We start from the raw sequence: 23,293 nt of genomic DNA on the forward strand, positions 1-23,293 counted from the left end.
CCGTCAGACCTCTTCGACGCTGCTCGGCTCGCGCCGGGACAGGTCGATGCCGAGCTCCTCCGCTGCGCGGAAGACGTCCTCGTCGGTGTCACGCATTTCGATGGACATGCCGTCGCTGGACAGCACCTCCACGTTCAGGCACAGGGACTGCATCTCCTTGATGAGGACCTTGAAGGACTCGGGGATGCCCGGCTCGGGGATGTTCTCGCCCTTGACGATGGCCTCGTAGACCTTCACGCGGCCGGTGACGTCGTCGGACTTGATGGTCAGCAGCTCCTGGAGGGCGTAAGCGGCGCCGTACGCCTCCAGCGCCCACACCTCCATCTCACCGAAGCGCTGGCCACCGAACTGGGCCTTACCACCCAGCGGCTGCTGGGTGATCATCGAGTACGGACCGGTCGAGCGGGCGTGCAGCTTGTCGTCGACCAGGTGGTGCAGCTTGAGGATGTACATGTAGCCGACCGAGATCGGCTCCGGGAACGGCTCGCCGGAGCGGCCGTCGAACAGCCTCGCCTTGCCGGTCGGGAGCACCATGCGCTCGCCGTCCCGGTTCGGGATGGTGTGCTGCAGCAGGCCGGCCAGCTCGTCCTCACGCGCACCGTCGAAGACGGGGGTGGCGACGTTGGTACCGGGCTCGACCTTGTCGGCGCCGATGATCTGCAGGCGCTCCGCCCATTCCTCGGCGAGGCCGGAGACGTCCCAGCCGCGGCTGGCGAGCCAGCCGAGGTGGATCTCCAGCACCTGTCCCGGGTTCATCCGGGACGGCACACCGAGGGGGTTGAGGATGATGTCGACCGGGGTGCCGTCCTCCAGGAACGGCATGTCCTCGATCGGCAGGATCTTCGAGATGACGCCCTTGTTGCCGTGACGGCCGGCGAGCTTGTCACCGTCGGTGATCTTGCGCTTCTGCGCGACGTAGACGCGCACCAGCTGATTCACACCGGGGGGAAGCTCGTCGCCCTCCTCGCGGTCGAAGACGCGCACGCCGATGATCTTGCCGATCTCGCCGTGCGGCACCTTCAGGGAGGTGTCACGGACCTCGCGGGCCTTCTCACCGAAGATCGCACGCAGCAGGCGCTCCTCCGGGGTCAGCTCGGTCTCACCCTTGGGCGTGACCTTGCCGACGAGGATGTCGCCGGCGACGACCTCGGCACCGATACGGATGATGCCGCGCTCGTCGAGGTCGGCGAGGACCTCCTCGGAGACGTTCGGGATGTCCCGGGTGATCTCCTCGGGGCCGAGCTTGGTGTCACGGGCGTCGACCTCGTGCTCCTCGATGTGGATCGAGGAGAGGACGTCGTCCTGGACGAGGCGCTGCGACAGGATGATCGCGTCCTCGTAGTTGTGGCCCTCCCACGGCATGAACGCGACCAGCAGGTTCTTGCCGAGCGCCATCTCGCCGTTCTCGGTGGCCGGACCGTCGGCGAGGACCTGGCCCTCGATGACGCGGTCGCCCTCGTTGACGATGACCTTCTGGTTGACCGAGGTGCCCTGGTTGGAGCGGGCGAACTTGGCCAGGCGGTACGTGATGTACGTGCCGTCGTCGTTGGTCGTGGTGATGTAGTCCGCGGAGACCTCCTGGACCACACCCGCCTTCTCGGCCTTGACCACGTCACCGGCGTCGGCTGCGGAGCGGTACTCCATGCCGGTGCCGACGAGCGGGGACTCGGACCTGATCAGCGGCACGGCCTGACGCATCATGTTCGCGCCCATGAGGGCACGGTTGGCGTCGTCGTGCTCGAGGAAGGGGATCATGGCGGTCGCGACCGACACCATCTGGCGCGGCGAGACGTCCATGTAGTCGACCTCGTCGGGGCTGACGTAGTCGACCTCGCCGCCCTTGCGGCGGACCAGCACGCGGGCCTCGGCGAACCGCATGTCGTCACTCAGCGGGGCGTTGGCCTGCGCGATGACGAAGCGGTCCTCCTCGTCGGCGGTCAGGTAGTCGACCTCGTCGGTGACCTGGCCGTCGATCACCTTGCGGTACGGGGTCTCGACGAAACCGAACGCGTTGACCCGGCCGTAGGAGGCGAGCGAGCCGATCAGACCGATGTTCGGGCCTTCGGGCGTCTCGATCGGGCACATGCGGCCGTAGTGCGAGGGGTGCACGTCACGGACCTCGAAGCCGGCCCGCTCACGGGAGAGACCACCCGGGCCGAGCGCGGACAGACGACGCTTGTGCGTCAGCCCGGACAGCGGGTTGTTCTGGTCCATGAACTGCGACAGCTGGCTGGTGCCGAAGAACTCCTTGATGGAGGCGACGACCGGCCGGATGTTGATCAGGGTCTGCGGCGTGATCGCCTCGACATCCTGGGTCGTCATACGCTCACGCACGACGCGCTCCATACGAGCCAGACCCGTACGGACCTGGTTCTGGATGAGCTCGCCGACGCTGCGCAGGCGGCGGTTGCCGAAGTGGTCGATGTCGTCCGTCTCGACGACGATCGTCTGGCCGCTGTCACCGACGGTCTCGATCTCGCCGGCGTGCAGCTTCACCAGGTACTTGATCGTCGAGATGACGTCCTCGACGGTCAGCACGCCCGCGTCGAGCGGCGCGTCGGCACCCAGCTTCTTGTTGACCTTGTAGCGGCCGACCTTGGCGAGGTCGTAGCGCTTGGGGTTGAAGTAGAGGTTCTCGAGCAGCGTCTGCGCGGCCTCGCGGGTGGGGGGCTCGCCCGGACGCAGCTTGCGGTAGATGTCGAGCAGCGCGTCGTCCTGGCCCTGGGTGTGGTCCTTCTCCAGGGTGGCGCGCATGGACTCGTACTCGCCGAACTCCTCGAGGATCTGCTCGGTGGTCCAGCCGAGCGCCTTGAGCAGGACGGTGACGGACTGCTTGCGCTTGCGGTCGACGCGGACGCCGACCATGTCGCGCTTGTCGATCTCCATCTCCAGCCAGGCACCCCGGGACGGGATGATCTTGGCGGAGAAGATGTCCTTGTCGGACGTCTTGTCGATGCTGGAGTCGAAGTAGACACCCGGCGAACGGACCAGCTGCGACACCACGACACGCTCGGTGCCGTTGATGACGAAGGTGCCCTTGTTCGTCATGAGCGGAAAGTCGCCCATGAAGACGGTCTGGGACTTGATCTCGCCGGTCTCGTTGTTGGTGAACTCGGCGGTGACGAAGAGCGGCGCCGCATACGTGAAGTCGCGGTCCTTGCACTCGTCGATGGAGTTCTTCGGCGGCTCGAAGCGGTGGTCGCGGAAGGTCAGCGACATCGACCCGGAGAAGTCCTCGATCGGGGAGATCTCCTCGAAGATCTCTTCAAGACCGGACTTGGTGGGGACATCCTGACCGTTGTCCAGAGCGGCCTCGACGCGAGCCTTCCAGGCGTCGTTGCCGAGCAGCCAGTCGAAGCTCTCGGTCTGCAGCGCGAGAAGGTTCGGAACCTCGAGGGGCTCCTTGATCTTTGCAAAAGAGATGCGCAGCGGTGCGGTGCTGGCAGCGTTGTTCGTATTCGCGGTCGAGGCATTGCGCGAGGCGGCCAAGAGGGGGTCCTTCCGAGGGCTCGGACTCACTACGCGCGTACCGGCCCCCCACGGGACACCACGGCAGACACTTCGCTTCCCGGCGGGAAAGGCCGGGTCAGAGAGGCTCTGATCGTCAGTGCTCAAGTGAGGGCATGCCCCTGGTGACGGGCAGGGGACAGCTAACAGGCAGCGCAAAGGGTCAGTGTAGCCACTTGGCACACTGATGTCCAGTGCGGGTTTTCGAGACCCTTGGAGGCCCTCGTTGCTCTCAACTCCTATGACACGGTCCTGCCCTCAACGCACCGTGATCCTGCCCTCTCCGCCGCCGATCCATGCCTCGGATTCGGATCCTTGTGACGACGCGTCCTGAGAATTGCGCGCCACGTGCGGTTCGTCAAGGCCCCCTTGCCCGAACCGCCCTTCGACAGGCGACCCCACGTGGCCCGCACAGGGCCACAACGAAGATCACCCTACCCCCGCCGTCCCGGGTTCGAGGCAATCGCCACCGGCCCCGGAGACACCGAAGAGCGACCACCCGGATGGATGATCGCTCTTCGGCGCTTACGCGTTACACGCCCTGGTGGACGCGGTGCGGATCCGGCGCTGCCGGCCCCGCGGGGGTCCTGTCGGACCCGGAAGGTCTTACTTGACCTCGACGGAGGCGCCGGCGCCCTCGAGGGCCTCCTTGGCCTTCGCCGCGGCTTCCTTGTTGACCTTCTCGACGACGGCCTTCGGCGCACCGTCGACCAGGTCCTTGGCCTCCTTCAGGCCGAGGGAGGTCAGCTCGCGCACGACCTTGATGACCTGGATCTTCTTGTCGCCGGCACCCGTGAGGATGACGTCGAACTCGTCCTGCTCGGCCTCGGCCTCGACGGCGGCGGCCGGGCCGGCCGGACCGGCCACGGCGACCGCGGCGGCGGCGGTGACGTCGAACTTCTCCTCGAAGGCCTTCACGAACTCGGAGAGCTCGATGAGGGTCATGCCCTCGAACTGGGCCAGCAGCTCGTCCTGGGTGAGCTTCGCCATGATGGCGGTCCTTCCACTAAATCGGCAGGTGCCGGGTGTACTGGGTGAGGCGGGCGTACGTCGGGCCCGCTATGACCCTTGCCTCATGTCGGCGAGGGCCGGAAAGCGAGCCGAATTACTCGGCACCGCCCTGCTCGTCCTGCTTGGCGCGAAGCGCGTCCACGGTGCGGACGAGCTTCGACGGAAGCGCCTGGAAGAGCTGAGCAGCCTGGGACTGCTTGCCCTTGAAGGCACCCGCCAGCTTGGAGAGCAGAACCTCGCGGGACTCGAGGTCCGCGAGCTTCTTGATCTCGTCGGCGGACAGCGCCTTGCCGTCAAGGACACCGCCCTTGATGACGAGGTTCGGGTTGTCCTTGGCGAAGTCACGAAGACCCTTCGCCGACTCCACCGGGTCACCGGTGACGAAGGCGACTGCCGTCGGACCGTTGAACAGGTCGTCCAGCGTCGTGATCCCGGCCTCGTTGGCCGCAATCTTGGTCAGCGTGTTCTTCACCACGGCGTACTGGGCGTTCTCACCGAGCGAACGGCGCAGCTGCTTGAGCTGCGCCACGGTGAGACCGCGGTACTCGGTCAGCACAGCGGCGCTCGAGTTGCGGAACTGGTCCGTCAGCTCGGCAACCGCGGCAGCCTTGTCGGGCCTCGCCATAGAGCCTCGGCCTCCTTCCGGGTGATTCGGACCGCGCGGACCCGAAGGAGGACTGGGAAAAACGAAACGCCCCGGGCGCAGGCGCACGGGGCTGGGTTCAACCGGTGATTCGCATCCTCACGGCCGCGAATTTCCGGGAACTCTTCCACATTCACCTGCGCGGGTCGTCCGCAGTTCAGCGGATCCTTCGGCCACCGCACCCTCTTGCGAGTGCACGGCAACGACCAGCGGTCTTTGGCTTCTTCTGGAGAGTACGGGAACGGATCGCCGCGAGGCAAATCCGTTCCCGCCGGGACGTTCAGGGCGGGCCATCAGGACGGTCGAGCCATCGGGACGGTCACGGCACTCAGGCGTCCGCTCCGATGCCCGTGAGCCCCTCCTCGAAGCCCTGCAGCATCTCGAAGAGGTCGACCGTGTCCTTGGCCGGCGGCGCCTCGACCTCGGCCTGGGCACCGTAGTCGGAGTAGTGCGTCGTGATGTCGACCGTGCCCTCGTCCGACTCCATGCCGAGGACCATCTTGACCGGGTAGTCGTCCTCGTTGACCCAGACCTCGGTGTCGTAGCCCTTCACGCCCGACCTCTCGGCGTCGGCGACGAGCTCCTTGCGCTCCTTCTCGGAGAGGAAGTCGAAGGACTCGTTGCCCTTGATGATCTCCTCGAAGGTCAGGGTGCCCTTGTAGTGCTGCGCCTGGACGCCGTCGATTTTCTGCGGACCGACGTGCTTCAGGTTGGGCGACTCGAGCAACAGGGCCAGTTGCTGGGCCGGGTCCTGGTTCATGCTCTCCAGGCTGCCGGTCATCTGCTTCTGCAGTTCCTTGCTTCCGGACTCCTCGGCCATGGCCTGGAAGTCCAGCTTCATCCAGCGCTTGCCGTCCATCTCGGCGGCCTGCTCCGCACCCATGTCCGCGTACATGATGTTGTCCAGCATGATCATGCGGATCTCGGAGGGCGCGTCGGGACCGGTCCCCGCGAAGCCGGATCCCTTGATGGTCATATCCATGACCGCCGGGTCCCAGCCCTGGACTCCGGTCATCTCCATGGTTCCGTCGCCCGCCATGCCCACCATGTCCCCCATGCCCTGCATCCCCGAGGGCATCGACATGGTCATCCGGACCTTGGCGGACTTCGCCTCCGTCGTCTTCTTGAAGGCGGCCTGAAGCACCTCGGCCGCCTCACTCCGGGACAGGACCTTGGGCTCCGCCGCCTTGTCCCTCGCTCCCCCGTCACCGGCCTGGCAGCCCGCGACACCCGCGACGACCGTCACGGCCGCCACGCAGACACCCGCGCGCTTCCATGCGGACATGCCCATGCATCCCACCCCTGGTTGTTTCGCCTGCTCAGTGAAGTCTGGTGCACCGTAGCCCACCCGACTGACACTGCTGTACGGAAAAAACCCGTCCCCGCGCCTGGGAGGGCGCGGGGACGGGTTCGGGGCGTGCTCGGTGGGCGCGCGGGCCGGACGGGCCGGCCCGACGGGCTCAGACCGCCGCCGGGTCCTCCTCGACGAGGAGGTTGCGGGTGCGGTTCGAGTCGAGCGGAATGCTGGGGCCGATCGTGGTGGTGATCGCGGCCTTCTTGATGTACCGGCCCTTCGCGGCGGACGGCTTCAGACGGAGGATCTCATCCAGCGCGGCGCCGTAGTTCTCCACCAGCTTGGTGTCGTCGAAGGACGTCTTGCCGATGATGAAGTGCAGGTTCGAGTGCTTGTCGACGCGGAACTCGATCTTGCCACCCTTGATGTCGTTGACAGCCTTGGTGACGTCCGGGGTGACGGTGCCGGTCTTGGGGTTCGGCATGAGACCACGGGGACCGAGCACACGGCCGAGGCGGCCGACCTTGCCCATGAGGTCCGGGGTGGCGACGACGGCGTCGAAGTCCAGACGGCCCTTCGACACCTCGTCGATCAGTTCGTCGGCGCCGACGATGTCGGCGCCCGCGGCACGCGCGGCCTCGGCACGGTCGCCGGTCGCGAAGACCAGGACCCGGGCGGTCTTGCCGGTGCCGTGCGGGAGGTTCACGGTGCCACGGACCATCTGGTCGGCCTTGCGCGGGTCAACGCCCAGGCGGAAGGCGACCTCGACGGTGCCGTCGAACTTCGAGGTGGAGGTCTCCTTGGCGAGACGGACGGCCTCGAGCGGGGCGTACTGCTTCTCCCGGTCGATCTTGGCGTCCGCAGCGCGGAGAGACTTGCTGCGCTTGCTCACGTATAGCTCCTGTGGGTTCTTAGGAGTCGTGGTCCGGGCCGAGCGGGCCCTTCCACACTTCTGCTTGGCTTACGGGGGTGGAGGTCAGCCCTCGACCGTGACGCCCATGGAACGGGCGGTGCCGGCGATGATCTTCGACGCGGCGTCCAGGTCGTTGGCGTTGAGGTCGGGCAGCTTGGTCGTGGCGATCTCACGGACCTGGGCAGCGGTGATCTTCGCGACCTTGGTCTTGTGCGGCTCGCCGGAGCCCTTCTCCACACCCGCGGCCTTGAGGATCATCTTCGCGGCCGGCGGGGTCTTGGTGATGAAGGTGAAGGAACGGTCCTCGTAGACCGTGATCTCCACCGGGATGACCCAGCCACGCTGCGACTCGGTCGCGGCGTTGTAGGCCTTGCAGAACTCCATGATGTTGACGCCGTGCTGACCCAGCGCGGGGCCCACCGGCGGAGCCGGGTTGGCGGCACCGGCCTGGATCTGGAGCTTGATGAGCCCCGTGACCTTCTTCTTCTTGGGAGGCATGACTCTCCGGGTCCTTTCGATTCGGGTCCTGCCCGCGTACCGGGAATCAACCCGGACACAGGCATACCGCACAACGATAGCGGGTATAGGTGTGCGGCCAAAAACCGAGCAGGTCAGGCAGACGCCTGAGCGTTCACCTGACCTGCTCGGAAGCTGCTGTCCAGACTCTCCGGAACTGCCCGGAACCGGGTCAGTTCTTCTGGATCTGGTCGAAGGAGAGCTCGACCGGCGTCTCGCGGCCGAAGATCTCCACCAGGCCCTTGACCTTCTTGGAGTCGGGGTTGATCTCGTTGATGGTCGCCTGGAGGGTGGCGAACGGGCCGTCGGTGACAGTGACCGAGTCGCCGACCTCGAAGTCCAGCACCTGGACCTCGACCTTGCGCTGCGGAACCGGCTTGCCCTCGGCCTCGGCGGCCTCGCGGGCGGCCTTCTCCTCGGCCTCCGGGGCGAGCATCTTGACGATCTCGTCCAGGGTCAGCGGGTACGGGTCGTAGGCGTTGCCCACGAAGCCGGTGACACCGGGGGTGTTGCGGACGACGCCCCAGGACTCGTTCGTCAGGTCCATGCGGACCAGGACGTAACCCGGGAGCTTGTTCTGCTTGATCGTCTTGCGGTCGCCGTTCTTGATCTGGACGACCTCTTCCTGCGGCACCTCGGCCTGGAAGATGAACTCCTCGACGTTCAGCGAGACGGCACGCTGCTCCAGGTTGGTCTTCACCCGGTTCTCGTACCCCGCGTACGTGTGGATGACGTACCACTCACCGGGCAGCGTCCGCAGTTCCTCGCGGAGCTCCTCGACCGGGTCGCGGTTGGCCTCGACCTTTTCGGCCTCGTCCTCGGCGGCCTCTTCGGCCTCGTCCTCGGCGGCGGTCTCGTCCGCGGCATCCTCGTCGGAGTCCGCGTCGTCGGCCTCTTCGGCCTCGGGGGTCGGATCGGCCGCCATTTCGGACTCGTCCGCGGCGGCGTCGGCAGCCTCGACCTCGGCGGAGGCCTCGGAGGCCTCACTGTCCGCGCCCCCGACGGTGTCGAGCTCGTCCTCGACGGACTCGACCTGCTCGATGGCGTCGTTCACGTTCGGGTCAGACACGGTGGCTGCTTCTTCCTGGATACATAGGGGTGGAACACGCGAAAGGAGCGCCGGGTACCTCGGCGCTCTTCGCAGGCTGCTCAGCCGAAGACGTACTTGGCGGCGTGGCTGAGCCCGTAGTCGATCAGAGTAATCAGGCCGATCATGACGACCACGAAGACGATCACTGCGCTTGTGTACGACGTCAGCTGATTCCGGGTCGGCCAGACAACCTTGCGAAGCTCCGCCACGATCTGGCGGTAGAAGAGCGCGAGGCGCTTCAGCGGGCCCTTCTTGGCCCGCTTTCCGCCCTTGCGGGTCTTCTTCTGGGAGTCCGGCGCCTCGTCCTCGGCATCAGGCATGTCGATGGAGCCCACGGCGTCCGTCACTCGTCCTCACCTGATTCCGGGTCATGGCCGTGCCGCGCCCGGTATGAGCCGCACGGCGGTGCATTGCTGTACGTATATGCGTACACATCCTGGCTAAGGTTGTGTATAGCAGGGCCGGAGGGACTTGAACCCCCAACCGCTGGTTTTGGAGACCAGTGCTCTACCAATTGAGCTACGACCCTTTGTGTGTCCCCCAACGTACCGCATCCAACCGGATGCTTGGTGTGCATCCGGTGAGCGCGGCCGCAGAAGGCCAACGAGGTGTGAGTGTACGTGTTCCGGGGCCGGGCGTCGAACAGAAAGCGCCCGTGACCGGTCTCCCGACCGAAGATCGTCCTGACGGAGGGGGCCGGCGGGACGGATCCGGACTGGTGTTCAGAGGTTGGCCAGGACCTGTTCAGTCTGTGAAACCCCCGTGCCGGGCAGGTTTCCGGTCTGGAACGATGGGTCCATGAGCGCTGCAACCCCTCCCACCGAGCGCCGGGTCTCCGCCCGGATCGGTGCGATCTCCGAGTCCGCCACCCTCGCCGTGGACGCCAAGGCCAAGGCCCTCAAGGCCGCCGGGCGACCGGTGATCGGCTTCGGCGCCGGTGAACCCGACTTCCCGACTCCGGACTACATCGTCGACGCCGCGATCGAGGCGTGCCGGAACCCGAAGTACCACCGCTACACGCCGGCCGGCGGGCTGCCCGAGCTGAAGGCCGCGATCGTCGCGAAGACGCTGCGCGACTCCGGCTACGAAGTGGACCCCGCCCAGGTCCTCGTCACCAACGGCGGCAAGCAGGCCATCTACGAAGCCTTCGCCACGATCCTCGACCCGGGCGACGAGGTCATCGTCCCGGCCCCGTACTGGACGACGTACCCGGAGTCGATCCGCCTGGCCGGCGGTGTCCCGGTCGAGGTCGTCGCCGACGAGACGACCGGCTACCGCGTCAGCGTGGAGCAGTTGGAGGCCGCGCGGACGGAGAAGACCAAGGTCGTCCTGTTCGTCTCCCCCTCGAACCCCACCGGCGCGGTCTACAGCGCCGAGGACGCCGAGGCGATCGGCCGCTGGGCGGTCGAGCACGGTCTGTGGGTGCTGACCGACGAGATCTACGAGCACCTGGTCTACGGCGACGCCACCTTCACCTCGCTGCCCGCCGTCCTGCCGGAGCTGCGGGACAAGTGCATCGTGGTCAACGGTGTCGCGAAGACGTACGCGATGACCGGCTGGCGGGTCGGGTGGCTCATCGGTCCGAAGGACGTCGTGAAGGCCGCCACCAACCTGCAGTCGCACGCCACCTCCAACGTGTCGAACGTCGCCCAGGTGGCGGCGCTGGCCGCGGTCTCCGGCTCCCTCGACGCGGTCGCCACGATGCGCGAGGCCTTCGACCGCCGGCGCAGGACCATCGTGCGGATGCTCAACGAGATCGACGGCGTGGTCTGCCCGGAGCCCGAGGGCGCGTTCTACGCCTACCCGTCGGTGAAGGCCCTGATCGGCAAGGAGATCCGGGGCAAGCGGCCGCAGAACTCCGTGGAGCTGGCCGCGCTCATTCTCGAGGAGGTCGAGGTCGCGGTCGTACCCGGCGAGGCCTTCGGCACTCCGGGGTACCTGCGGCTGTCCTACGCGCTGGGCGACGAGGACCTGGTGGAGGGCGTGAGCCGGATCCAGAAGCTGCTGGCGGAGGCACAGGACTGATCCCGGTCCTCACGTGAGTGCACGGCGGGCCGTCTCCCCTCGGGGAGGCGGCCCGCTTCCGTTTCCCTCGTGCTGACGTGCGAGCAAGACCACGTTCGGGGAAAGCGCTACCGAGGCCCCCGGGGGGTGCGGCAAGATTTTGGAATGGAACGTGTACGTGACCTCTCCCTGCTGCCGAAGGCCCATCTGCACCTGCACTTCACCGGGTCGATGCGCCCCGCCACCGTGCTGGAACTGGCCGACAAGTACGGCGTACGCCTCCCCGAGGCGCTGACCGACGCGCTGACCAGCGGGGAGCCGCCGAGTCTGCGGGCCACGGACGAGCGGGGCTGGTTCCGGTTCCAGCGGCTGTACGACGCGGCGCGCTCGTGCCTCCGCGAGCCGGAGGACATCCAGCGGCTGGTGCGGGAGGCCGCGGAGGAGGACCTGAAGGACGGCTCGGGCTGGCTGGAGATCCAGGTCGATCCGACGTCGTACGCACCCCGGCTGGGCGGGCTGATCCCGGCGCTGGAGGTCATCCTGGACGCGGTGGACTCGGCGCGGCGGGACACCGGGCTCGGGATCCGGGTACTGGTCGCCGCGAACCGGATGAAGCACCACCTGGACGCGCGCACGCTGGCCCGGCTGGCGGTGCGGTACGCGGACCGCGGGGTCATCGGGTTCGGGCTGTCCAACGACGAGCGGCGCGGCATGGCCCGGGATTTCGACCGGGCGTTCGCCATCGCGCGCGAGGGCGGGCTGCTGTCCGCGCCGCACGGGGGTGAGCTGTCCGGTCCCGCGTCCGTGCGGGACTGCCTGGACGATCTGGAGGCCGACCGGATCGGGCACGGGGTACGGGCGGCGGAGGACCCGCGGCTGCTCCAGCGGCTCGCGGACCGGCAGATCACATGCGAGGTGTGCCCGGCGTCGAACGTGGCCCTGGGCGTGTACGAGAAGCCGGGGGACGTGCCGCTGCGGAAGCTGTTCGACGCGGGCGTGCCGCTGGCGCTGGGGGCGGACGACCCCCTGCTGTTCGGCTCGCGGCTGGCGGCCCAGTACGAGATCGCGCGCGAGCACCACGGGTTCACGGACGCCGAGCTGGCGGAGCTGGCACGGCAGTCGGTGCGCGGGTCGACGGCGCCGGAGGCGGTCAGGGCGGAGCTGCTGGCGGGGGTCGACCGGTGGCTGACGACTCCGGCGGGGTGAGGACGGGGTGAGGACGGGGTGAGGACGGGCGGTCCGCGGCCGCTCAGAGGCCGACCCCCACCGTCACCGGCTCGTTGACCAGGATGATGCCGAAGGTTTCGCGCACGCCGGCCACCACTTCGCGGGCGAGCGCCAGCAGGTCCTCGGTGCTCGCCTCGCCGCGGTTGGTGAGGGCGAGGGTGTGTTTGGTGGAGATGCGGGCCGGGCCCTCGCCGTAGCCCTTGGTGAAGCCGGCCTTGTCGATCAGCCAGGCGGCGGAGGTCTTGGTACGGCCCTCGCCGGCGGGGTACGCGGGGGGCTCGGTGTCGGGGCCGAGGTGCTGCTTCGCCCGGGTCCGGAAGGCCGTGAACTCCTCGCTCGTGAGGATCGGGTTGGTGAAGAAGGAGCCGGCCGACCAGGTGTCGTGGTCCTCGGGGTCCAGGACCATACCCTTTCCGGCACGGAGCTTCAGGACCGTCTCGCGGGCCGTGGGCAGGGGGACGCGGTCGCCCGGTACGACGCCGAGGACGCGGGCCGTCTCGGCGTACCGGACGGGGCCGGAGAGGCCGTCGGCGTCCTCCAGGCCGAAGCGGACACGCAGGACGACGTAGCGCTCGGGGTCGGCCTTGAAGCGGCTGTGCCGGTAGGAGAAGGCGCACTTCTCGTTCGCGAGGGTGACCGTCTCGCGGGCCCGGCGGTCGTAGGCGACGACCTCGGTGATGGTGGAGGAGACCTCCTGGCCGTACGCGCCGACGTTCTGGATGGGGGTCGCGCCCGCCGAGCCGGGGATGCCGGCCAGGCACTCGATGCCGGCCAGGCCGGCTTCCACGGTGCGGGCGACGGCGTCGGTCCACACCTCTCCGGCCGCCAGTTCCAGGCGCGTGCCGTCCAGGGTGAGGCCCCGGGTGGCGATGAGGAGTGCGGTGCCGTCGAAGCCCTTGTCGCCGATGACCAGGTTCGAGCCTCCGCCGATGATCAGCAGGGGCGTACCGCTGTCGTCGGCCTCACGGACGACGGCGATCACTTCCTCGTCGGTCGTCGCGGTGACCAGCCGGGTCGCGGGGCCGCCCAGGCGGAACGTGGTCAGCGGGGCGAGGGGGGCGTCGTGGAGTTCCTGCACGGGCTCAAGACTAAGGCCCCCGCCGGACGGGGCGGGGGCCATGTGCGCTGTCGTGCGCCTGCGCTGCCGTACACCTGTACGGGTGTGGTGTCCGCGCGGGGCGGGTCGTGCCCACGCGCGGGCGGGTGTTCACGCGGACGTGCGGGCGGGTGTTCACGCGGACGTGTGTTCGGGTGAGGCGGCGCCGTACTTCGGTCCGGTCGACGGGGAGGTCCTCGCTCTCCGCGGCCCAGCCGGCGAACTTGGCGTCGTGCATCCGCGCGGCGAGCCCTCGGGCGACGAGCGCGTGCGGGCCGGTACGGGCGAAGGCACCGAGGGCCTTCGGGGAGACTCCCGGCGGACAGGGTCCAGAAGGTCCGCCACAGCGGCTCTGCCTTCAGGGAGGCTCCGTACGCGCCGGGAGCCCCGCTGACCTGCCACCACACCGCGGGCCTCTTGAGGAAGAGGCGCAGGGCTCCCCAGAGGGTGCGGGTCTCGAAGCGGGAGACGAAGACGTGCACGTCGGTGTGGGGCGGCGGGGTGTTCGGGACGGTCCAGGGAAGCGTGGGCACGACCGGGTCCTTCCGTGGTGGATGGAGGGGGACGAGGGGCCACGGGATTCCGAAGGGCTCAGAAGGCCGTTTCCAGTACCGGCTCCGGCGTCGGACCGGCCGGGGGCGCGGTGGGGGCGATGGACCGCCTGCGGGCCGGTATGAACAGGGTCGCGACGCCCGCGAGAGCGACCGCCGCGGCGCCGGTCACCAGCGCCGGACGCATACCGTCGACGAAGGCCCGGCCGGATTCGTAACCGCCCCGGGAAGCGAAGATCGACGCCATGATCGCGATACCGAGGGCGCCGCCCACCTCGCGCAGGGCGTTGTTGGCTCCGGATGCGATGCCCTGTTCCTTCGGGCGGACGCTGGACATCACCAGGTTGGAGGCCGGGGCGAAGTACAGCGCCATACCGATGCCGCTGATGATCAGGGCGGGCAGCTGGGCGGCGTAGGAGGCGTCGGCGGTCGCCACCACGGCCAGGTAGCCGAGGCCGAGGGCCTGCAGGAAGAGACCGGTGGCGACGACCGGACGGCCGCCGATGCGGTCGGAGAGGATGCCGGCGATCGGGGCGACGAGCATCGGCATGCCGGTCCAGGGCAGCATCCGCAGGCCCGCCTCGGTGGGCGAGTAGCCCAGCACGCCCTGCATGTACTGGCTGAGCAGGAAGATCGAGCCGAACATGCCGAGGAACATCAGCAGGCTCGCCGCGTTGATGCCGGAGAAGGCACGGGAGCGGAACAGCCGCATCGGCAGCATGGGGTTCTTGGCGCGGATGCTGTAGAGCACGAAGCCCACGAGCAGCGCGGTCCCGGCGAACAGCCCGGTCAGGACGACCCTGCCGGTCCAGCCGTCGACGGGCCCACGGACCAGCCCGTAGACGATGCCGAAGAGTCCGCCGCTGGCGAGCAGGGTGCCGGGCAGGTCGAGCGGGGCTCCGGTGCCGTGGGACTCGGCGAGGCGCAGGCGGGCGAGCGGGATGAGGATCAGACCGAGCGGGACGTTCAGCCAGAAGATCCACTGCCAGGAGATGTGTTCGGTGAGGCTGCCGCCGACCAGCGGTCCGGAGGCCACCGCGAGGCCGTTCACGGCGCCCCAGATGCCGTACGCCATGCCGCGCCGCGCCTCGGGTACGGCTGCGGTGAGCAGGGTCAGGGTGAGGGGCATCATGACCGCGGCTCCGGCACCCTGCACCGCGCGGGCGGCGATCAGGGAGTCTATGCCGGGGGCCATGGCCGCGGCGGCGGAGGACGCGGTGAAGACGGTGATGCCGGCGATGAAGAGCCGACGGCGGCCGAAGCGGTCGCCGAGCGCCGCGCCGAACATCAGCAGGACGGCGAAGGTGAGCGTGTAGGCGTTCACGGTCCATTCCAGGTCGTGCAGGGCGCCGCCCAGGTCCTTGCGGATGGAGGGCAGTGCGGTGGTGACGACGAGGTTGTCGAGGGCCGCCATGAAGCCGGCGACGCTGGTGATGACGAGTGCCCAGGCGGCCGAGCCGCCGCGTGCGGTCTGTTGTGACATCGCTCCCCCAGGAAATGATGTTGTTAGTTACTGATGACTAACTTTCACGAGCAGAAAAGGCGCCACCATGACGCCTTCCTTCACTTCGGTCACTTCCACCGGATCCACCGGATCCACCGATGGCACCGCTTCCTACTTCTTCGACGGCCCCTCGGCCCGCGCCGACAGGTCCAGCCCTTCCCAGATCCGGTGCCCGGACGGGAACCCCATGGCGGACAGGCAGTTGATGAGCATGCCGTACGCCATGAAGCTCGTCGTCTCGCAGACGTCGGCCCCCAGGGCGAGATGGACGGTGTCCCACAGCCGCAGCCAGCCGGCACGCACGCTCGCACCGAACTCCTCGTCACCCTCCTCCTCGGCGGCCGCCACGGCGAGGTACATCTGCATCTGCATCATGAGCAGCTCGGGCCGCTCCGCGATGGTCCGGGTGTAAACGCCCGCCATGGCCTGCAGGGCGCCTTCGCCCTCCAGCCCTTCGGAGGCCTCCGCGAACATGCGGATGGTGTCCTCCACGCAGCGTTCCGCCGCTGCCAGGAAGATGGCCTTCTTGCCCGGGAAGAGCCGGAAGAGATACGGCTGCGAGACGCCGACCCGCTTGGCGATCGCCTCGGTCGACGTGCCGTGGTAGCCGCCGCGGGCGAACTCGGCACTCGCCGCGCGGACGATGCTCTCGCGCCTCTCCGCCGCACTCATCCTGACCATGTCCACAAGTTAGTACGCAATCACTAACTAAGTCAAGAGGCGGTCCGGGTACGCCGTAAGGGGCGCCCTCAGGGAGAACGCCCCTTACGCCATGCCACGCGACGCGGTTTCTTCGGTCAGGCGAGTCGTACGACCGCCCGCGACATCCCCAGCACCTTCTGCCCGGCGCTGGTCGCCGTGAGGTCGACGCGGACGGTGTGGTCGTCGAGCTTGGCCGCGACCTTGCCGGTGACCTCGATGGTGGCGCCCTGATCGTCGTTGGGGACGACGACCGGCCTGGTGAAGCGGACGCCGTACTCGACGATCGCGCCCGGATCGCCCACCCAGTCGGTGACCACGCGGATCGCCTCGGCCATGGTGAACATGCCGTGCGCGATGACGTCGGGCAGGCCGACCTCCTTGGCGAACTTCTCGTTCCAGTGAATGGGGTTGAAGTCGCCGGAGGCACCCGCGTACTGGACGAGGGCGGCCCGGGTGACGGGGAACGTCTGTGCGGGCAGCTCGGTGCCGACCTCGACGTCGGCGTAGGAGATCTTCGCCGTCATGATGCTGCTCACGCCCTCTCGGCGGCGCGGGCCACCAGCTTGGTCCAGGCGGTCACGACGTGCTCGCCCGCCTCGTCGTGCACCTCGCCGCGGACGTCCAGGATGTCGTTGCCCGCCATCGACTTGATCGTCTCGATGGTCGAGGTGACGGTGAGCCGGTCACCGGCGCGCACCGGGCGACGGTAGGCGAACTTCTGGTCGCCGTGCACCACCCTGCTGTAGTCCAGGCCGAGCTGGGGGTCGGTGAAGACCTGCCCGGCGGCCTTGAAGGTGATCGCGAACACAAAGGTCGGCGGGGCGATCACATCGGGGTGGCCGAGCGCCTTGGCGGCCTCCGCGTCCGTGTACGCCGGGTGGGTGTCCCCCACCGCCTCTGCGAACTCGCGGATCTTCTCCCGGCCCACTTCATAGGGAACGGTGGGCGGGTAGCTCCGCCCCACGAAGGACTGGTCGAGCGCCATGCGCGCAGCACCTCCTGCGTCTCGTGCGGCCCTGGTCGGCCGGCGGGAAGAACAACGCGAGGCCGCCCCCCGACTACGGGGACGGCCTCGCGTACGAGCCTGATTTATCGCGTTTCGCGGTGCGCGGTGTGCGCATTGCAACGCGGGCAGTGCTTCTTCATCTCCAGACGGTCCGGGTTGTTACGCCGGTTCTTCTTGGTGATGTAGTTCCGCTCCTTGCACTCCACGCAGGCCAGCGTGATCTTCGGGCGGACGTCGGTGGCAGCCACGTGAGTGCTCCTTGGACGAACGGGATAATGAGACTGAATGAACGCAGAAAGAGTAGCCGATCGAAGGACCGACCCCGCAATCGGCTACTGTATGTAGCGGTGACCGGACTTGAACCGGTGACACAGCGATTATGAGCCGCTTGCTCTACCGACTGAGCTACACCGCTGTGATGCGATCGATTCCCGCCTCGCGACGGGAACCTCACACACCAGAGCCCCAAAACGGAATCGAACCGTTGACCTTCTCCTTACCATGGAGACGCTCTACCGACTGAGCTATTGGGGCGAGCGAGGAAGACATTACACGCTCCGCCGCCGTTCACCCAAATCCGTTTCGCGGCCCCTGTCCCACCCTGTCGGCCACCCCCTCCCGACGGTCCCGGACGCCGCGTCCGGCCCTCCGCGACACCCCACCGGGCCACGGCGGCCCCTGCCCGGCCACGCCAGTACGACTATTGCTGACTCTTACGCTCCTCCCGGCGAGGGACGAGCCTCCGCCCTAGGCTCGTCTCACTCTGCGTGATCTTCCCTCTGTGTGATCCTGCGACAACCGTGCGCAGTCCGAGCCTCAGGAGCGCGATGCCCGACAACCGTCCGCAGCCGCCGCCCCCCTCGTCGCCCGTACCGCCCCCGGACCCGTCCGACCCGGCGCCGCTCCTGCTGTGCGGCGCGCGACTCACCGACGGCCGGACCGTGGACGTACGGCTGGGCGGCGGGCGCATCGAAGCGGTCGGCACGGCCGGCAGCCTGACCGTGGACGGCACCCGCACGGGCGGCACCCGGGTCGACCTGGCCGGCCATCTGCTCCTCCCGGCCCCCGCCGAGCCGCACGCCCACTCCGACACCGCCCTGTCCGCAGCATCCGACGGCCCCGTCTCGTACGATCCCCACGACGTCCGGAGCCGGGCGACGGAGGCCGCGCTGCTCCAGCTCGGGCACGGGGCGACGGCACTTCGGGCGCACGTGCGCGTGGACGACATGACCGGACTCGGCGCGCTCACCGCCGTCCTGCAGGCGGGGCGTTCGCTGCGCGGGCTGACCGAGCTGACGACGGTGGCGATGCCGCGCGTACTGACCGGGATGGCCGGGGCCGACGGGATCGCGATGCTGCGGGACGCGGTGAAGATGGGCGCCTCGGTGGTGGGCGGCTGTCCGGACGTCGACCCCGACCCCACGGGGTACGTGGAAGCGGTCCTGGAGGTCGCCGCCGAGCACGGCTGCCCCGTCGACCTGCACACGGACACCGCCGACCCCGCCCGCGTGGCCCGGCTCGCCGCGATGGCGGGCGGGCTGCGGCCGGGGGTGACGCTCAGCCCGTGCGGCGGCCTCGGCCGGCTGCCCTCCGAAGCGGCCTCACGTACCGCGGACCAACTGGCGGCGGCCGGGGTGACCGTGGTGTGCCTGCCCCAGGGCGGCTGCGGAGGCCTCGACCGCCGGGACACCGGCACGGCTCCGGTACGGCTGCTGCGCGCAGCGGGCGTGCAGGTGGCGGCCGGGAGCGGTGCCCTGCGGGACGCGTCGAACCCGGTCGGCCGCGGCGACCCGCTGGAGGCGGCTTACCTACTGGCCTCCCGTCACGGGCTGTCCCCCGAGGATGCCTACGAGACGGTGAGCACGTCGGCTCGCGCCGCCCTCGGACTGCCCGAGGTACGGGTGGAGGCGGGCTTCCCCGCCGAACTGCTCGCGGTCCGCGGCGACCGGTTGTCGGCGGCACTGTCCCTGGCGTACAGCCGGATCGTGGTGCACCGGGGGCGCGTGGTCGCACGGACGAGCGCGGTAAGGGAGTACTGCGGTTCGTTGACGACGGCCACGGAACCGGCCACGGAACCAGCCACGGGCCTGCCCCGACAGGGGCGGACAGGAACCACGTAGCTCCTCCGCCGGCTCCTCCCTTTCTTCCTTCTGTTCTTCCTTCTGTTCTTCCTTCTGTTCTGCTGTTTCTTCCGCCCCTCTCCTTCCAGGCCGTGCCGTGCGGCGGATGCGATCGTCGCGGCGTACGGTCGAAGGCATGCGCATTGTCATCGCTGGTGGTCATGGTCAGATCGCGCTGCGGCTGGAGCGGTTGCTCGCCGCGCGCGGGGACGAAGTGGCGGGCATCATCCGCAAGCCCGAACAGGCCGATGCACTAAGGCAATTGGGTACCGAGCCGGTCGTACTCGACCTGGAGTCGGCGTCGGTGGCGGACGTCGCGGAGCAACTCCGGGGCGCGGACGCCGCGGTGTTCGCCGCAGGCGCCGGTCCGGGGAGCGGCGCGGCACGTAAGGAGACGGTGGACAAGGCCGCGGCGGTCCTCTTCGCCGACGCCGCGGTCCGCGCGGGCGTGCGGCGGTTCGTGGTCGTCTCGTCGATGGGCGCGGACCCTGCCCATGAGGGGGACGAGGTCTTCGACGTGTACCAGCGCGCCAAGGGCGAGGCCGACGCGTACGTCCGCGGCCTGGACGCCCTCGAATGGACGATCCTGCGCCCCGGTCTGCTCACCGACGACGCCGGCACCGGCCTGGTCCGCCTGGAAGCCCACACCGGCCGCGGCCCGATCCCCCGCGACGACGTGGCCGCCGTCCTGGCCGAGCTGGTGGAGGGTTCCTCGACGGCCGGCCTGACCCTGGAACTGATCAGCGGCCCCTTGCCGGTCCCGGTGGCGGTGAAGGCGGTGGCGGGCGAGTGAGCCGCGGGAGGGGACAGGGAGGGATTCGGGAGGGGACCGGGAGGGATTCGGAAAGCTTCTCCAGGACGGCTAGAACAGCGGCATCTGCCCCGGGAACTCCGGTACGACGTACCCGTCCAGCGACGGCTGTTCGGCGCCGGCCCGGGCGTACCGGCGGGACCCCGGGCACGAGGTGAGCTTCCCGCTCCCCCGGGCGCCGGCCGGATCGTGACGCGCGTACCGCCCGGCCACGACGGCGATCTCACGACGGCACTCGGGACAACGCCTACGACGCGACGACATCCCGCCAGTCTCCCCGAGCGACCCGCCCCACACATACCCCACAGCACAAACGAAAGACCCTGGCTAGGGCGTGCCCCTACCCCGTTGTCCACCGCCCGCGCGCTGGCTCACCGCCATCACGAGAAGGCCGGTCAGCAGAAGCCCGCTGCCCGTCAAGGTTCCCCACTGCCGGGTGCCGATGTCGCTGATCACCAGCCCGAAGGCCACCTGCCAGCACAGGGCGAAGGCCACCACCAACTGGGCCCAGCCGAAGAGGCGAACGCGGCGAACCAGATGCCGGTTCAGAGGAAGTACCCAGCCGCGGGTGACCGCCGCTACCCCCGAGGCAGCGATGAGCAACGCCATCAGCGCGACAGTTATGGCGAGAAAAAGCCGCATGACTCCCCTCTCCGCGCGCCGGATTTCCACCGAACGCCTCGTGATCATGACAGCCACCGCACTGCGCGTTCAAGTGGCTCGGCCGGGGTACGACCGTCCGGCCGACCGGACGGTCCCGTCCCACCGCCGGTCTCGTGGGAGCACATGACGAGGGGCCTGTGACCTGCTGAAACAGCAGGTCACAGGCCCCTCGTTCACCTTGTGGCGGCGCCAGGATTCGAACCTGGGAAGGCTGAGCCGGCAGATTTACAACGGGCTCCCCTCAACACCGCTCGCCTGCGGCTTCTCCATCGCTGGAGGCTGCTGGGGCACACCTGGGGGCAGAGATCCCGAGAACACCGCTTCGGGAGTTCGATCCGAGCCCGTTCCGGCTGCTGCCGTCGACTGGAGCGACGGCCGGACAGAGGCCCTGTTGTACGTCCCTGCCCGGCGTCGTTGATGTCAGGTCGCCCCTCGATGCGAACTACGGGCGGGACGGTCGCTGAGGTCTGCCCGACTGATCGGACGTTCGCTGGCAGGTGATGTTGGTCTGCAGTCGCGGCGGTTGCTGTACTTCACTGCTGTACAGCACCGGTCGACCACCGGAGAGGGCGCGGTGTGTGCGCGTACTCCGACTAGGGAGCCACACAACGGTCACACACCGCGCTCCGAAGGGGCTCAGTTAATCTCCGTAGCCGCCGTAGCCGCCGTAGCCGCCGTAGCCGCCGTAGCCGCCGCCGTAGCCGCCGTAGCCGCCGCCGTAGCCGCCGTAGCCGCCGTAGCCGCCGTAGCCGCCGTAGCCGCCGTAGCCGCCGTAGCCGCCGCCGTAGCCGCCGTGGCCGCCGCCGTAGCCGCCGTAGCCGCCATAGCCGCCGCCGTAGCCGCCGTGGCCGCCGCCATAGCCGCCGTAGCCGCCATAGCCGCCGCCGTAGCCGCCGCCGCCTCCGTGGTCACCGTAGGAGCTCACGGAGGTCTGGGCGTGAGTCGGAGCGGCGGCAGCTGCGGTTCCCGCCGTACCGATCGCGGCACCACCGGCCATGAGAACGCCAACTGCGGAAACCGCAAAGAGGTGCTTCAGACGCTGCGCCTGCATGATCATGCCTTCCCTTTGATCGACTTGCACGTTGTCGGACGCGCGATTTTCGGCCGCGGCCATAAGAAGATGCGTGGCGTGATCTTGAATTCGCCACGTGTCATGGGGGAAGAGCTTCCCTGCCCGGCTCCGTAGTCCCGCAGTGCGGGGGTTTCACGAATGCGCGGAGGCCGCGGTCTTCAAGGATCCGCCGGAAGGGGCATATCGCCGGGTTCCGGCTCCCACTTACATACGCTAGTCGCCTCTTGAGCGATCGCATCTTGGGCGGGCTGTCAACCGTTTGCCGCTTCGAGCGTGGCGGGTCCAGGTCGGCTCGGTGGTCCGCGATGACCGCGGAAGACCCGCCTGCCGCCCCGATGCCCCAGCCTGCAAGATCCCGTATGTGGATAACCCCTGACCTGCACGCTTGTGACCTGCGATCCAGAGGCGATCTTGCTGTCCGTCCCCGTGGTTCCCCGCTGGCCCCCGACCGGTCGGACATGCAACGGGCACACGTGCCAGGAAGCGGGGACGGTAAACCCGCATAGCGGGGGTCATGCACGAACGAAGAGCACGACGCCTGCGGCCAGGAACCCGAGCCCGAAGACGCACATAAATCCACCCCAGATCCGCACGAGCCGCCGTTGGAGTGGGGCGTAACGGAGGAAGTCCATCCCCGGATGCTCGAATCCCAGTTGGTTGAAGGTCCGCAGGAGGCTGGGGGCGGCGTGGGCAGGGTTGAAGTACGTGTCCACGGTCCGTTGTGCGATGCCACGGTGGTCCGTCATCAGCGCAAGCCCGACCAGTATCAACCCGGCGCCCAGCAGCAGAGGGACCAGGAACATTCGTCACTCCGATGCAGGGGCCTGTTCGACGGTGCACGGTACGCAGCGGTGCAAACAGGCCGTCATGCCAGAGACCAGCAGTTTGTGGCCCGGCTCGCTGCCGATCAGGCACCGCCGGATGCTGTGCACCCGCTTACGCCAACCCACCACTCACCCCAGCTTCCATCCCGTCCGCCTTCGGCCCACACACCGTGGAGCGGTCGTGGTTCAGGGCGTCAAGGTGGAACGCGCCACTGTACGAACGACCTTGACGCCCTGGGCCGTGACCGCTCGGCTCTGCCTGGGTCGAAGGCGGTCGGGATGGGAGCCCCACGACGCTCGCCACGAATCCGCCGGCACTCGCGAACGGCGCCCGTCCCATCCCGGAGTCCGAGCGCCCCCGCTGGAGGCATGTCTGAAGCCGCGGGCTTGGTTCTCGTCTCATGCCCCTTGGGCCAATCTCTCGTGGGCGCGCGTCGGCGGCGCCGAGCGAGCCGAAGGCAGGAGCGCGGACGCAGCCAGAGCCGGGAAGCGCGGAGCGGGGTGTGTCAACTTAGCGGCTCTGTCTCACATTCGATGGTGACAGAAAGTCATGACGGCGACAAAGATGCCGTCGAGCATGAACCCTCAGGTCCGCGCACCACAGCGGTCGTTCCCCGGAGTCGGCCGATCGGCCCGGTGTCTGTCCGTGAGAGTCCGGCGCGAAAAGCTCAGCGACCCCGATGCGCTGCCATCCGCTTCGGAGCATCGAGGTCGGAGCACCAGCCGCACTCTCCGCAAG

Annotated in this window: 23 protein-coding genes, 3 tRNA genes and 1 pseudogene; 5 read left to right on the forward strand and 22 right to left on the reverse strand. The window is 68.6% G+C overall.

Going from position 1 to position 23,293, the window contains the following annotated elements; translation table 11 throughout:
- Positions 1–3: 3 nt before the first annotated feature.
- The 9 genes from rpoB to ACFP2V_RS31015 all read right to left on the reverse strand — a co-directional run bounded on the left by rpoB (position 4) and on the right by ACFP2V_RS31015 (position 9,503).
- Positions 4–3,489 (reverse strand): DNA-directed RNA polymerase subunit beta, encoded by a 3,486-nt coding sequence (gene rpoB, locus ACFP2V_RS30975; protein WP_381218598.1) that lies wholly within the window; start codon positions 3,487–3,489, stop codon positions 4–6.
- A 624-nt stretch (positions 3,490–4,113) separates the two neighbouring features.
- Positions 4,114–4,497, reverse strand: a complete 384-nt coding sequence (gene rplL, locus ACFP2V_RS30980; protein WP_381218599.1) for a 50S ribosomal protein L7/L12 — start codon at positions 4,495–4,497, stop codon at positions 4,114–4,116.
- A 115-nt stretch (positions 4,498–4,612) separates the two neighbouring features.
- Entirely contained in the window at positions 4,613–5,143 is a 531-nt protein-coding gene (gene rplJ / locus ACFP2V_RS30985) for a 50S ribosomal protein L10 (protein ID WP_055592515.1), read from the reverse strand.
- 346 nt (positions 5,144–5,489) lie between these two features.
- The gene (locus ACFP2V_RS30990; RefSeq protein WP_381218600.1) at positions 5,490–6,452 is read right to left on the reverse strand and encodes an SCO4651 family lipoprotein; all 963 of its coding nucleotides are present in this window, start codon (positions 6,450–6,452) and stop codon (positions 5,490–5,492) included.
- Positions 6,453–6,621: 169 nt separating this feature from the next.
- Positions 6,622–7,347: a 50S ribosomal protein L1 gene (gene rplA, locus ACFP2V_RS30995; protein ID WP_332430005.1), complete on the reverse strand. Its 726-nt coding sequence runs from the start codon at positions 7,345–7,347 to the stop codon at positions 6,622–6,624.
- Between the two features lie 84 nt (positions 7,348–7,431).
- Positions 7,432–7,866 carry a 50S ribosomal protein L11 gene (gene rplK / locus ACFP2V_RS31000; protein ID WP_055570301.1) on the reverse strand — a complete coding sequence of 145 codons (435 nt, stop codon included), beginning with the start codon at positions 7,864–7,866 and terminating at the stop codon, positions 7,432–7,434.
- A 190-nt stretch (positions 7,867–8,056) separates the two neighbouring features.
- Entirely contained in the window at positions 8,057–8,953 is an 897-nt protein-coding gene (nusG, locus tag ACFP2V_RS31005) for a transcription termination/antitermination protein NusG (protein ID WP_381218601.1), read from the reverse strand.
- A gap of 80 nt (positions 8,954–9,033) precedes the next feature.
- Positions 9,034–9,321 (reverse strand): preprotein translocase subunit SecE, encoded by a 288-nt coding sequence (gene secE / locus ACFP2V_RS31010; RefSeq protein WP_381218602.1) that lies wholly within the window; start codon positions 9,319–9,321, stop codon positions 9,034–9,036.
- 109 nt (positions 9,322–9,430) lie between these two features.
- A tRNA-Trp gene (locus ACFP2V_RS31015) sits at positions 9,431–9,503 on the reverse strand.
- A gap of 269 nt (positions 9,504–9,772) precedes the next feature.
- Here ACFP2V_RS31015 and ACFP2V_RS31020 point away from each other — a divergent pair.
- On the forward strand, positions 9,773–10,999 hold the full coding sequence (locus ACFP2V_RS31020) for a pyridoxal phosphate-dependent aminotransferase (RefSeq protein WP_381218603.1): 1,227 nt from the start codon (positions 9,773–9,775) through the stop codon (positions 10,997–10,999).
- A gap of 144 nt (positions 11,000–11,143) precedes the next feature.
- Positions 11,144–12,184 carry an adenosine deaminase gene (locus ACFP2V_RS31025; protein ID WP_381218604.1) on the forward strand — a complete coding sequence of 347 codons (1,041 nt, stop codon included), beginning with the start codon at positions 11,144–11,146 and terminating at the stop codon, positions 12,182–12,184.
- A 43-nt stretch (positions 12,185–12,227) separates the two neighbouring features.
- Here ACFP2V_RS31025 and ACFP2V_RS31030 read toward each other — a convergent pair whose 3' ends face one another.
- From ACFP2V_RS31030 to ACFP2V_RS31070, 9 genes and pseudogenes are all read right to left on the reverse strand, one after another.
- A complete protein-coding gene (locus ACFP2V_RS31030) occupies positions 12,228–13,283 on the reverse strand; it encodes a UDP-N-acetylmuramate dehydrogenase (protein ID WP_381218605.1) in 1,056 nt (351 codons plus the stop codon).
- A gap of 172 nt (positions 13,284–13,455) precedes the next feature.
- Positions 13,456–13,834, reverse strand: a pseudogene (locus ACFP2V_RS31035) (hypothetical protein); the annotation flags it as partial.
- A gap of 58 nt (positions 13,835–13,892) precedes the next feature.
- A complete protein-coding gene (locus ACFP2V_RS31040) occupies positions 13,893–15,335 on the reverse strand; it encodes an MFS transporter (protein WP_381218606.1) in 1,443 nt (480 codons plus the stop codon).
- Positions 15,336–15,467: 132 nt separating this feature from the next.
- On the reverse strand, positions 15,468–16,037 hold the full coding sequence (locus tag ACFP2V_RS31045; protein ID WP_381218607.1) for a TetR/AcrR family transcriptional regulator: 570 nt from the start codon (positions 16,035–16,037) through the stop codon (positions 15,468–15,470).
- A 116-nt stretch (positions 16,038–16,153) separates the two neighbouring features.
- Positions 16,154–16,582 (reverse strand): MaoC family dehydratase, encoded by a 429-nt coding sequence (locus ACFP2V_RS31050; protein WP_381218692.1) that lies wholly within the window; start codon positions 16,580–16,582, stop codon positions 16,154–16,156.
- A gap of 8 nt (positions 16,583–16,590) precedes the next feature.
- A complete protein-coding gene (locus ACFP2V_RS31055) occupies positions 16,591–17,043 on the reverse strand; it encodes an FAS1-like dehydratase domain-containing protein (protein ID WP_381218608.1) in 453 nt (150 codons plus the stop codon).
- A 104-nt stretch (positions 17,044–17,147) separates the two neighbouring features.
- Positions 17,148–17,312 (reverse strand): 50S ribosomal protein L33, encoded by a 165-nt coding sequence (gene rpmG, locus ACFP2V_RS31060; RefSeq protein ID WP_003948671.1) that lies wholly within the window; start codon positions 17,310–17,312, stop codon positions 17,148–17,150.
- A 94-nt stretch (positions 17,313–17,406) separates the two neighbouring features.
- A tRNA-Met gene (locus ACFP2V_RS31065) sits at positions 17,407–17,479 on the reverse strand.
- A 46-nt stretch (positions 17,480–17,525) separates the two neighbouring features.
- Positions 17,526–17,598: transfer RNA gene (locus ACFP2V_RS31070), tRNA-Thr, on the reverse strand.
- 293 nt (positions 17,599–17,891) lie between these two features.
- On the opposite strand from ACFP2V_RS31070, the gene ACFP2V_RS31075 reads away from it, so the two are divergent.
- Together ACFP2V_RS31075 and ACFP2V_RS31080 are read left to right on the forward strand one after the other, a co-directional pair.
- Positions 17,892–19,184 carry an amidohydrolase family protein gene (locus tag ACFP2V_RS31075; protein WP_381218609.1) on the forward strand — a complete coding sequence of 431 codons (1,293 nt, stop codon included), beginning with the start codon at positions 17,892–17,894 and terminating at the stop codon, positions 19,182–19,184.
- Positions 19,185–19,320: 136 nt separating this feature from the next.
- A complete protein-coding gene (locus tag ACFP2V_RS31080) occupies positions 19,321–19,977 on the forward strand; it encodes an NAD(P)H-binding protein (protein ID WP_381218610.1) in 657 nt (218 codons plus the stop codon).
- Between the two features lie 69 nt (positions 19,978–20,046).
- Here the strand turns inward: ACFP2V_RS31080 and ACFP2V_RS31085 are convergent, their stop codons facing one another.
- From ACFP2V_RS31085 to ACFP2V_RS31095, 3 genes are all read right to left on the reverse strand, one after another.
- Positions 20,047–20,259, reverse strand: a complete 213-nt coding sequence (locus tag ACFP2V_RS31085) for a hypothetical protein (RefSeq protein ID WP_381218611.1) — start codon at positions 20,257–20,259, stop codon at positions 20,047–20,049.
- A gap of 63 nt (positions 20,260–20,322) precedes the next feature.
- The gene (locus ACFP2V_RS31090) at positions 20,323–20,685 is read right to left on the reverse strand and encodes a hypothetical protein (protein ID WP_381218612.1); all 363 of its coding nucleotides are present in this window, start codon (positions 20,683–20,685) and stop codon (positions 20,323–20,325) included.
- A 613-nt stretch (positions 20,686–21,298) separates the two neighbouring features.
- Positions 21,299–21,583, reverse strand: a complete 285-nt coding sequence (locus ACFP2V_RS31095; RefSeq protein WP_381218613.1) for a hypothetical protein — start codon at positions 21,581–21,583, stop codon at positions 21,299–21,301.
- 12 nt (positions 21,584–21,595) lie between these two features.
- Between ACFP2V_RS31095 and ACFP2V_RS31100 the strand changes: the two genes are divergently transcribed.
- Entirely contained in the window at positions 21,596–21,844 is a 249-nt protein-coding gene (locus ACFP2V_RS31100; RefSeq protein WP_381218614.1) for a hypothetical protein, read from the forward strand.
- Positions 21,845–22,242: 398 nt separating this feature from the next.
- On the opposite strand, the gene ACFP2V_RS31105 is transcribed toward ACFP2V_RS31100, so the two are convergent.
- Positions 22,243–22,533 carry a hypothetical protein gene (locus ACFP2V_RS31105; RefSeq protein WP_381218615.1) on the reverse strand — a complete coding sequence of 97 codons (291 nt, stop codon included), beginning with the start codon at positions 22,531–22,533 and terminating at the stop codon, positions 22,243–22,245.
- Positions 22,534–23,293: the final 760 nt, after the last annotated feature.

Source organism: Streptomyces incanus, assembly GCF_042656345.1.
Taxonomy (GTDB): Bacteria; Actinomycetota; Actinomycetes; order Streptomycetales; family Streptomycetaceae; genus Streptomyces; species Streptomyces incanus.